General features: G+C 60.7%; 10 protein-coding genes. All 10 read left to right on the top strand.

Annotated elements, in window-relative coordinates:
• Positions 1–139: 139 nt before the first annotated feature.
• The 10 genes from NKK47_RS23195 to cyoD all read left to right on the top strand — a co-directional run bounded on the left by NKK47_RS23195 (position 140) and on the right by cyoD (position 10,097).
• Positions 140–775 (top strand): response regulator transcription factor, encoded by a 636-nt coding sequence (locus NKK47_RS23195; protein ID WP_352578356.1) that lies wholly within the window; start codon positions 140–142, stop codon positions 773–775.
• Positions 776–1,014: 239 nt separating this feature from the next.
• A complete protein-coding gene (locus tag NKK47_RS23190) occupies positions 1,015–1,569 on the top strand; it encodes a helix-turn-helix domain-containing protein (protein ID WP_352532598.1) in 555 nt (184 codons plus the stop codon).
• A complete protein-coding gene (locus NKK47_RS23185; protein WP_352578355.1) occupies positions 1,557–2,933 on the top strand; it encodes a glucoamylase family protein in 1,377 nt (458 codons plus the stop codon). Before NKK47_RS23190 ends, NKK47_RS23185 begins: the two co-directional genes overlap by 13 nt.
• Before the next feature lie 170 nt (positions 2,934–3,103).
• Positions 3,104–4,129 (top strand): thiamine pyrophosphate-binding protein, encoded by a 1,026-nt coding sequence (locus NKK47_RS23180; protein WP_352578354.1) that lies wholly within the window; start codon positions 3,104–3,106, stop codon positions 4,127–4,129.
• 39 nt (positions 4,130–4,168) lie between these two features.
• Complete coding sequence (locus NKK47_RS23175) at positions 4,169–4,816, top strand: thiamine pyrophosphate-dependent enzyme (RefSeq protein WP_352578403.1); 648 nt, start codon at positions 4,169–4,171, stop codon at positions 4,814–4,816.
• Between the two features lie 372 nt (positions 4,817–5,188).
• Entirely contained in the window at positions 5,189–6,220 is a 1,032-nt protein-coding gene (locus tag NKK47_RS23170) for a heme o synthase (RefSeq protein ID WP_352578353.1), read from the top strand.
• A gap of 1 nt (position 6,221) precedes the next feature.
• Entirely contained in the window at positions 6,222–7,100 is an 879-nt protein-coding gene (cyoA, locus tag NKK47_RS23165; RefSeq protein ID WP_352578352.1) for a ubiquinol oxidase subunit II, read from the top strand.
• A 2-nt stretch (positions 7,101–7,102) separates the two neighbouring features.
• Positions 7,103–9,082 (top strand): cytochrome o ubiquinol oxidase subunit I, encoded by a 1,980-nt coding sequence (gene cyoB, locus NKK47_RS23160; RefSeq protein ID WP_352531445.1) that lies wholly within the window; start codon positions 7,103–7,105, stop codon positions 9,080–9,082.
• The gene (gene cyoC / locus NKK47_RS23155; protein ID WP_352578351.1) at positions 9,079–9,705 is read left to right on the top strand and encodes a cytochrome o ubiquinol oxidase subunit III; all 627 of its coding nucleotides are present in this window, start codon (positions 9,079–9,081) and stop codon (positions 9,703–9,705) included. Before cyoB ends, cyoC begins: the two co-directional genes overlap by 4 nt.
• Positions 9,702–10,097 carry a cytochrome o ubiquinol oxidase subunit IV gene (gene cyoD / locus NKK47_RS23150; protein WP_352578350.1) on the top strand — a complete coding sequence of 132 codons (396 nt, stop codon included), beginning with the start codon at positions 9,702–9,704 and terminating at the stop codon, positions 10,095–10,097. Before cyoC ends, cyoD begins: the two co-directional genes overlap by 4 nt.
• Positions 10,098–10,199: the final 102 nt, after the last annotated feature.

Below are 10,199 nucleotides of genomic sequence, written 5' to 3'. Positions count from 1 at the left end.
ACCTGCGCGCGTCCTCCTATGGAGAATGAGACTGTTCACGCCCATCGGTCGGGACTAAACTTTCGGCAGAGGAGCCACGCGAACTTTGCAGACCGAGACAAAGGCTCATTTGACCGCCCTTTGATCGTGAGCAGCAGCGATGTCGGACGCGAACCCTACCATCCTGGTCATCGACGATGATCCAGCCCTGCGAGCCTCGATCGGGCGTCTGTTGCGATCGCTCGACCTGGAGGCTCGGCTTTTTGCGTCCATCTCCGAGTTTCTCGAGTCGGACCCGCCGAATGGTCCCACTTGCATGGTACTCGACGTCAGATTGCCGGGACGAAGCGGCCTTGATCTTCAACGTCAGCTCGCCATGGCGAACCGGGAAATCCCGATCATCTTCATCACAGGCCATGGCGATATTGCCATGTCGGTGCAGGCGATGAAAGGCGGCGCCATTGAGTTCCTGACCAAGCCGTTCCGCGACCAGGAGCTCCTCGACGCCATTCAGCTCGGCCTCTCTCGCGATCGTGCCCGGCGGGAGAATGAAGAGGCTCTGGTCGTTCTCAGGGAGCGCTTCGCGTCGCTGAGCCCCAGGGAGCGCGAGATCATAATTGAGGTCGCGCGCGGCCGCCTCAGCAAACAGATCGCCGGCGACATCGGCATCGCCGAAGCCACGGTGAAGGTGCACCGCAGCCGTCTGATGCGGAAGATGAAGGCCCATTCGCTTGTCGCACTCAGCCGAATGGCGGAAAAGCTGCAGTTGGTACCCGAGGAGCCGCAACACCGCTGAGCCGAAGCCGCACTGGCGGCGGTGGTTCCACTCGCATTCGATCTTCCGTCCTTCGCGTGTAATCCAAAGTTCAGCACAGTGAAACCATGACGCTACTCCGCGCCACCCGCGTGCAATAGATCGCGGCATTCCAAATCATCACACTGTAGGTCACCGCAGCGAGACCGTGGTTTGTCGCTCCTTGAGAGACGGCACACGAAGTTCGTCTCGGCTGGCACGGATGTTTGTGAGGTTTCGATATGGAAAGGCCATACAGCGAGGCTGCAGCGGTTTCGTCTCCAACCGATCTGGAGTTCGGTTCCCTGGCAAACAGCCTGAACCTACTTCTTGAGGCTGCCAAGAGCGAGCTCGAACATGATCAGGAGGCGGCAAGGACATCGCTGGCCATCGCGTCATCCATCCTTCAGTCGGAGATGGAGCGCCGTTCAGGCGCCAAGGATTCCAGAACGGGTGGATTGGCGGGTTGGCAGATAGCGCGTGTCCGATCCTTCATCGACCGGAACCTAGACCGGACCATTCACGCGAGTGACCTCAGTGCCGTCGCGCGGCGGAGCACGGCACACTTTTCGCGCTCGTTCAAACAAGCGTTCGGAGAACCGCCGCACGCCTATATCGTGAAGCGGCGGCTCGAGGAAGCCTGTCACCTGATGCTGACCAGTTCAGCTTCGCTGAGCCAAATCGCTCTGAGCGTCGGGTTTTCTGACCAGGCACATTTGAGCAAGCTTTTCAGGCAAGCCCTTGGCCAAAGCCCATCTAATTGGCGGCGTGAGCGCGAGACCCTGTGGCGCCGCTAACCTCCACGCGCGCGGCGCTCCGAGTGGAGAGCGATTTGCTGTCCCCCGATCGAGGGCCGAACTCGCACGGGCGCGACCGCGGGGACGCGCACGTCCCCGCGGTCGCGATCGAAACGCTGCCCAGAATCTATGTCGGCCGCGAGCACTGCGCCCCTCGCTCGGACGCGTGTTCGGACGCGCTCCTCGATACCGTGGAGCGACAGACGCTCCGATATTTCTGGGATTTTGGCCATCCGACGAGCGGCCTCGCGCGCGAGCGGAGCAACGCCACACCCCATGTCGTCACGACCGGCGGGTCCGGCTTCGGCATCATGGCGATCCTTGCAGGCGTCGAGCGCGGGTGGATCGCGCGGCAAGCTGCTCTCGACCGCCTGATCACAATGGTGTGCTTTCTCGGCGAGGCCGAGCGCCACCACGGCGCCTTTCCTCACTGGATGGATGGCGACAGCGGCCTAACCATACCCTTCAGTCGCCGCGACGACGGCGGCGACATCGTCGAGACGGCATATTTGATGGCGGGGCTGCTTTCGGCGCGGCAGTATTTCGGAGGTCCGGAAGCCAAGGAGCGCATCTTGCGGAGCCTCATCGATACACTTTGGCGGGACGTCGAATGGGACTGGTTCACCCGCGACTCTGACTCGCTCTTTTGGCATTGGAGCCCGGTGCACGGATGGGCGATGAACCACGCGATCCACGGCTGGAACGAATGCCTGATTGCATTCGTCCTCGCCGCCTCCGCCCCACACCACCCGATCGAGCCGAGTGTCTACCACCGCGGCTGGGCGACCGGCCAGGCCTTCGCCAACGGGCGAAGCTTCCATGGCATATCACTTCCCCTTGGACCCGATCATGGCGGCCCCCTCTTCTTCGCGCACTATTCATTCCTCGGGCTCGACCCCAGGCGGCTTCGCGACAGCTACGCCGACTATTGGCGGCAGAACGTCGCCTATACGCGCATCAACCAGGCGCACTGCATCCGCAATCCCGAGAGATTCGACGGCTATAGTGCTGAATGTTGGGGTTTGACCGCGTGCGACAGTGTCCACGGCTATGTTGCGCACGCCCCCGACCGCGACCTAGGCGTGATTGCTCCGACCGGTGCCCTCGCCTCCCTCCCTTACGCACCCTCTGAGTGCAAGCGGGCACTGCGCCATTTCGCTTCGCGCGGCGACCGGCTCTGGGGCGAGTATGGCTTCAGGGACGCATTCAACCCGGCGATTGATTGGTACGCGGACTCCTATCTCGCCATCGACCAAGGGCCGATCGTCGTCATGATCGAGAATTACCGGAGCGGGCTCCTGTGGCGCCTGTTCATGAGCTGTCCGGAGATCCGGGTCGGCCTGGCGAAGCTCGGCTTTTCTTAGCGGGCAAAAGCCTCCGCTGTAATTTCACGAGAAAGATGATGAAGGGACGAGCGGGGACAATTCGCCGAACTATCGCGGCAATCCGATACAAGTCCTCGCAGTCCCAACCAAGATCAGCCAGCAGGGAAGCCACATGTTGAGGCCCTGAAACGATCTAGGTGTTAGGCGGCATGAGCAAGCAGGTAGCAGATATCATCGTTGAAACCCTGCAGAGCGCAGGCGTCGAACATTGTTACGGCATCGTGGGCGACACGCTCAATCTGATCGCGCGTTCGCTCGAGCGAAGCAAGATCGAGTGGGTGTCAGTGAGACACGAGGATGCCGGGGCTTTCGCGGCACAGGCCGAAGCACAACTTACGGGTCACTTGACGGCTGTCGCCGGAAGTTGCGGCCCTGGCAGCCTGCATTTCATCAACGGGATTTTTGAAGCAAACCGAAACCGCGCGCCGGTCATTCTCATCGCAAGCCAGATCATTCGCGATGAGTTGGGCTTCGATTTCATCCAGGAGGTCGATTTCAAGCAGATCTACAAAAGCTGCAGCGTCTTCTGTGACATGATCTACACGCCGGAGCAGGCGCGACGCAAAACCGTTATCGCCTGCCAAACCGCCTTGTCGAAGCGGGGTGTCGCCGTTCTCATCGTCCCGGCGGACGTTTCCGCCTCAACGGTGCACGATGACATTCCGTACGCAGTTCACGTTTCAGAGCCCGTTGTTCGTCCGAGTGATGCTGATCTCAACGAAATCGCAGGGATACTCAACAAAAGCGGGAACCTTGCCATTTATGGCGGATCCGGCTGCCAGGGGGCGCATCAGGAAATCCTCGCCGTTGCCGAGAGGCTGAAGGCCCCGATCGCTCATACCTCGCGCGGGAAGGACTTCCTGGAGTTCGACAATCCCTACAACATCGGCATGACCGGGATGCTTGGCAATGAGGCCGGCTATCACGCCTTGCTCAACTGCGACACGCTGCTGCTTCTGGGGGCCGATTTTGCGTGGCGGCAATTCTATCCCGACAAGGCGAAGATTGTGCAAGTCGATATCGACCCGACACATCTCGGCCGACGGCATCCGGTCACAAAAGGTGTTGTCGGCGACGTGAAAGCAACCCTGGAAGCGTTGCTGCCGAAGCTGGCGGAACGCACTGACGCCTCCTTCCGTGACCAATACGTGCGGCGCTATGCCAAAGCCAGGTAATCGGAAAAGACAAAGGCTGTCGCGGGTCACGGTGGGTGTATTCCTGGAACCTACCTCACCGAGGCGATCAACCGCCATGCCGCGAAGGACGCGGTATTTTCTGCGGACGATGGCACACCGGCCGCTTGGCTTGTTCGCTACATCGAAACCAATGGTCGGCGCCGCACGTTCGCCAGTCTGCTGCATGGAACTATGGCTGGCGGTTTGCCATCGGCCCTTGGGCTGCAGAAGTCTCAGCCAGGCCGCCAGGTCATCTGTCTGGCCGGCGATGGCGGGCTCTCAATGCTTTTCGGGGACCTGATGACCGTGGTGCAGGAGGAATTGCCGATCAAGATTGCGGTGTATGACAACGGCAAGCTCGGCTTCGTGGAGATCGAGCAGAAGGCCGAGGGGATGCTCGATACATTCACGCGGCTAAAAAACCCGAACTTTGCCGAAGTTGCGCGAGCGTTGGGCCTCTGGGGCCAAACGGTTTCCAAGGCCGACGACCTTGAAGCGAGCGTCAAAGACTGGCTTGCGCAACCGGGGCCCGCGCTGCTGCACGTGCACGTCAGTCCATTGCAGCTGGTCATGCCACCATTCATGGCCGCGGCACCAGCAGTTGGCATGGCGCTTTATTCAGCTCGCGCCGTTTTGCACGGTCGGGGAGGGGATGTTTGGGAAATGGTGAGGGAAAACTTCCTGTGACCCGGCATCGTCGTGTCGAACAGGCAAATGCGGCCCTGCGGCTGCAGGCGATGCTGTCGCCAGGCCAACCATTTATCGAACTGGGCGTAGGGCTTCACGTCAGTGTCCGATCGGATCGTGATCGTGCTGACCCGTATGACCGAAGCGAGGAGGCTTCCCCGAGACGTGAATTGGATGCGCCTGTCTTGCTGAGGAATTCACCTCTCTGAGGGGAAAGGCAGAATTGCAACCCAATCTTTGAGCATGATCGGTACCGGTTCAGCAGCACCGTACAAGCATAACTCCCCTGGAAGATGCAAGCTCGAGGAATAGTGACGACCTCGATGACGACGCTTCAATGGCCTTTATTCGAATGAACTCGGAGCAGCAGAAATGAGCGTCAAGACCATTGCTTATCAGTTTAGCCAGACTCGGGGCGAGGCCGGTTTATTGCACACCCGTGCAATTGATTTCTGCATGCTCATGAAGCCACGAGTGATGGTGCTTGCTGTCTTCACCGCGTTCGTTGGATTGGTTATCGCCCCGGTTGACCTGCATCCCCTCAACGCGTTCGTCGCAGTTCTCGCGATCGCTGCGGGGGCCGGCGCCGCCGCAGTGCTCAATATGTGGTACGACGCCGATATTGACGCCGTCATGGCGCGTACTGCGAAGCGGCCAATCCCACGCGGCAAGGTCTTGCCGATCGAAGCTCTCGTATTCGGGATTGTTCTTGCGATGGCTGCGATCGCGGTACTTGCCCTGGCGACCAACGTCGCAGCGGGCACACTGCTCGCGCTCGCAATCCTCTTCTACGTCATTGTGTACACGGCGTGGCTGAAGCGGCTCACGCCACAGAATATCGTCATCGGCGGCGCTGCCGGCGCACTTCCGCCGGTCATTGGCTGGGCAGCTGCGACTGGCCAAATCGGGATCGAGCCGCTGGTCCTGTTCCTCATCATCTTCCTCTGGACGCCGCCCCATTTCTGGGCACTGGCCCTCAACCGCACGGATGAGTATGCCCGTGCCGGCGTACCAATGCTGCCCGTCGTTGCAGGGCGCGCCGCAACGACGCGGCAGATCCTGATCTACTGCGCGCTCTTGTCTGCGGCTTCCGTGCTGCCCTGGGCGCTCGGGTTTGCCGGCCCAATCTACGCTGCGGCAGCCATCGGATGCGGAGCAAAACTTGTCGTGCTCGCGATCCAGTTGCGCATAAGCGACGAGGCCGACCGCCGCGCTCCACGCCGTCTGTTCGCTTTCTCCATTTTCTATTTGTTCGTGTTGTTTGCAGCGCTCCTGATCGACCACGCCGATCAGCCGCAGCGCTCCACGCCTGTGTTCAGTTCCCGGACTGTCCACGCCGAAGCTCTGCCCAATGCAGCCCGAGCCGCAGGCATTTCAATCACCACCGGCACAGATGAGGTTTGATATGCGGCTCAGGTTGCTCGCTACCAGCTTGATCGGCGTAGTGACGCTCGCGGGCTGTTCGGAAGGTGTTCTCAGTCCGCAAGGACCTGTTGCCGCCGCCGAACGACTGGTTCTGTTCAACTCGCTCGGCATCATGCTGGCGATCGTGATCCCAACGATCCTCGCCACACTCGGTGTCGCCTTTTGGTTTCGGTCCTCGAATGGGCGCGCTCGCTACTTGCCCGATTTCGAGTATTCGGGTCGTCTCGAACTGCTCGTCTGGTCGATCCCTGCCATGACGGTACTGCTGGTTGGTGGCGTTGCCTGGGTCGGCGCGCATGACCTCGATCCGCGCAAGCCAATAGCTTCCGCCGTCGACCCTGTCAGGGTTCAGGTGGTCTCGCTCGACTGGAAATGGCTGTTCATCTATCCCGACCAGGGCATCGCAAGCGTCAATCGATTGACCATCCCGGCTGGCACTCCGGTCAGCTTCGAGTTGACCTCCTCAGGTGTGATGAACAGCTTCTTCGTCCCGCAGCTCGGCAGCCAGATCTATACCATGGCCGGGATGGTGACACGCCTTCACCTTCAGGCCGACCATCCCGGGACCTTTCGAGGGCTATCGGCCCAGTATAGCGGCGAGGGTTTCGCCGACATGCGGTTTGCCGTTGATGCGGTGCCAGCCCCGGCCTTCTCGCAGTGGGTGAACGCAACGCGCGACGCCGGCCCGATGCTCGACGCACAAGCCTATGCCGATCTGGCCAGGCCAAGCGAAGCCGTATCGCCTTTCACCTACCGCGACGTCGCTCCCGACCTGTTCAACCACATCCAGAGCTTTGCTGCGCAGCCGAATGATCCTGCGCGGCTCGCAGTTCTGACGTCACAGAGGACAGACAAATGAACCTGCTCGGCAAGCTCGACTGGAGCGCCATCCCATTCGACCAGCCGATCATCATGGGGGCAGGGGCCTTCATGGTCCTGGCCATCGTCGGCATCCTGTCATGGGTCACGCTGAAAGGATATGTCCCCTATCTGTGGCGCGAATGGATCACGTCCGTCGACCACAAGCGGATTGGCGTCATGTACTTCCTGCTGGCGCTGGTCATGCTGCTGCGCGGATTTTCCGACGCGATTATGATGCGGGCGCAGCAGGCCGTCGCTGCCGGCGGCTCCCAAGGGTATCTGCCGCCGGAGCATTTCGATCAGGTCTTCTCGGCACACGGCACCATCATGATCTTCTTCGTGGCGATGCCGTTCGTCATTGGCCTGATGAACTTCGTCCTGCCGCTGCAGCTTGGCGTCCGCGATGTTGCTTTTCCGACGCTGAACTCGGTGAGCTTCTGGTTGACCGCCTCGGGCGTCCTGCTGATCAACGTCTCCCTGGTTGTCGGTGAATTCGCCAAGACGGGATGGATCGCCTATCCGCCACTCAGCGAGCTGCAATTCTCGCCCGGCGTCGGCGTCGATTACTATCTGTGGTCGCTGCAGATCTCGGGCGTCGGCACTCTCCTGACCGGGATCAATTTCGTCACCACAATCCTGAAACTGCGGGCACCGGGAATGGGCTACATGCGGATGCCCGTCTTCTGCTGGACTTCGCTTGCGGCCAACTTTCTCATTGTCGCGGCCTTTCCGGTTCTGACCGCCACGTTGGCGATGCTGCTGCTCGACCGGTATCTCGGCTTCCACTTCTTCACGGTCGACGGACAGGGCAATGCGATGATGTACGTCAACCTGTTCTGGGTCTGGGGTCATCCGGAAGTCTACATCCTGATCCTTCCGCCGTTCGGCATCTTTTCGGAAGTCGTCGCAACTTTCTCGGGCAAGCCGCTGTTCGGCTATCGCTCCATGGTGGCTGCTACAATGGCGATTTGCATCCTCTCCTTCCTCGTCTGGCTGCATCACTTTTTCACGATGGGCGCGAGCGCCGACGTCAACGGCTTCTTCGGCGTCATGACCATGATCATCGCCGTGCCGACAGGCGTGAAAGTCTTCAACTGGCTGTTCACGATGTACGGCGGGCGCATCCGCTTCGAGGTGCCGATCCTGTGGTCGGTGGGATTTATGGTGACCTTCGTCATTGGCGGCATGACCGGCGTGTTGATGGCAGTGCCTCCGGCCGATTTCCAGCTCCACAACAGTCTCTTCCTAGTCGCGCATTTCCACAACGTCATTATCGGCGGCGTCGTGTTCGGCGTCATGGCGGGCTACAATTATTGGTTCCCCAAGGCATTCGGCTTCAAGCTGGACGAGCGCTGGGGCAGGGCATCGTTCTGGTGTTGGCTGATCGGCTTCTACGTCGCCTTCATGCCGCTCTACGTGCTGGGCCTGATGGGCATGACCCGGCGCATGCAGCACTATGACAATGTCGCCTGGCAGCCATGGCTGGTCGTGGCGACGATCGGCACCGTGATCATTCTGGGCGGGATTGCCTGCCAGATCGTGCAGCTGGTTGTCTCGATCCGCGACCGCGACCTGCTTCGCGTGACCGGCGATCCTTGGAATGGCCGCACGCTGGAATGGTCCACGGCCTCGCCGCCGCCGGCCTGGAACTTTGCGGTCCTGCCGCAGGTGGCCGAGCGGGACACCTACTGGGTCACGAAACAACGCGCCGGCGAACAGCAGGCTCAACCCGAGCCACCGCCCCAGTACGAGCCGATTGAAATGCCAAAGAACAGCCCAGTCGGGTTCGTCAACGCCTTCTTTGCCGTCGTCATAGGTTTCGCCCTGATCTGGCACATCTGGTGGATGGCCGGGCTGGGACTATTCGGCACGTTCCTGACGATACTCATCTTCGCCTTTCGCGATGGGGACGAAACCGAGGTGCCGGCAATGCAGCTCGCCCAATTCGATCGGCTTTACCGGGCGGGGGTGGCGATATGAACGTCACCGTTGCCGTTGAGGCTGGTAAACCTTTGCTGAGCGCGAGCGAAGCCGGCCCAGCGCCAAAGCGCGTTGTCGTTGCTTACGGCTTCTGGATCTTCCTGCTGAGCGACATCGTCATGTTCTCGGCGCTCTTTGCCGGCTACGCAGTGTTGCGGCATGCCACCGCGGGCGGACCGACCGGCGCCGAGTTATTCAGTCAGGGTAGGGTCGCCATCGAAACCGCTTGTCTTCTGGCGTCCAGCTACACATGCGGGCTGATGGCATTGGCGGTCAACTCGCGACGCCGCCACGGCACATATCTGGCTGCCTTGCTCACCTTCGCGCTCGGCGCTGCGTTCCTCGCTCTGGAGATGCGCGAATTCGCCGACATGATCGCACATGGCGCGAGCCCCCAACGCAGCGCATTTCTCTCATCGTTCTTCGCCCTCGTTGGCTGTCACGGAATTCATGTCGCCGCCGGTCTGATCTGGCTGGGGGTGATGATGGCGCAGGTCGCGGTGAAAGGGCTTCAGGCACCCGTACTGCGTCGGCTGCAGTGCTTTTCACTCTTCTGGCATGCGCTCGACATCATCTGGATTGGGCTGTTCACGGTGGTCTATTTGATGGGAATCGCTCCATGACTGCAACACGTTACGATCGCGCTCCCGGCGACCGGTCGATAGTGACCGACAAGGATGAGCCAATCTCCTCCGGGGTGCTCGTCTACACCATCGGCCTGCTTCTGGCGGTGATACTGACAGGCCTGTCGTTCTGGGTGGCCAACACATCACTGCTCTGGGCAGCCGGAATTCCTCTCGGCCTTGCCGTCCTCGCGATTGCCCAGATGGGTGTCCACCTGGTGTTCTTCCTGCACCTCACGACCGGCCCGGACAACACCAACAACGTGCTCGCGCTCGCCTTTGGCGTGCTCATCGTGTTCCTGGTGATGGCCGGTTCCCTTGTGATCATGGCCAACCTGAACGGCTCAATGATGCCGCCTGCCGGCCCGATGGATATGCAAATGCACTACTGACCCTTTGAGCGGGCAGCCTAGCACTACTTTGGCAGATTTTTAGCGGAGAGGGTTCCGCGGCAGTGGGGACAACGGATTGGGGGCGGCTGCGCGAGCGCGGTG

The sequence above is a fragment of the Mesorhizobium sp. M0019 genome (assembly GCF_040323975.1).
Taxonomy (GTDB): Bacteria; Pseudomonadota; Alphaproteobacteria; order Rhizobiales; family Rhizobiaceae; genus Mesorhizobium.
Note: the sequence above shows the minus strand (reverse complement) of the source record. Positions and strands in the feature narration are given on the sequence as shown.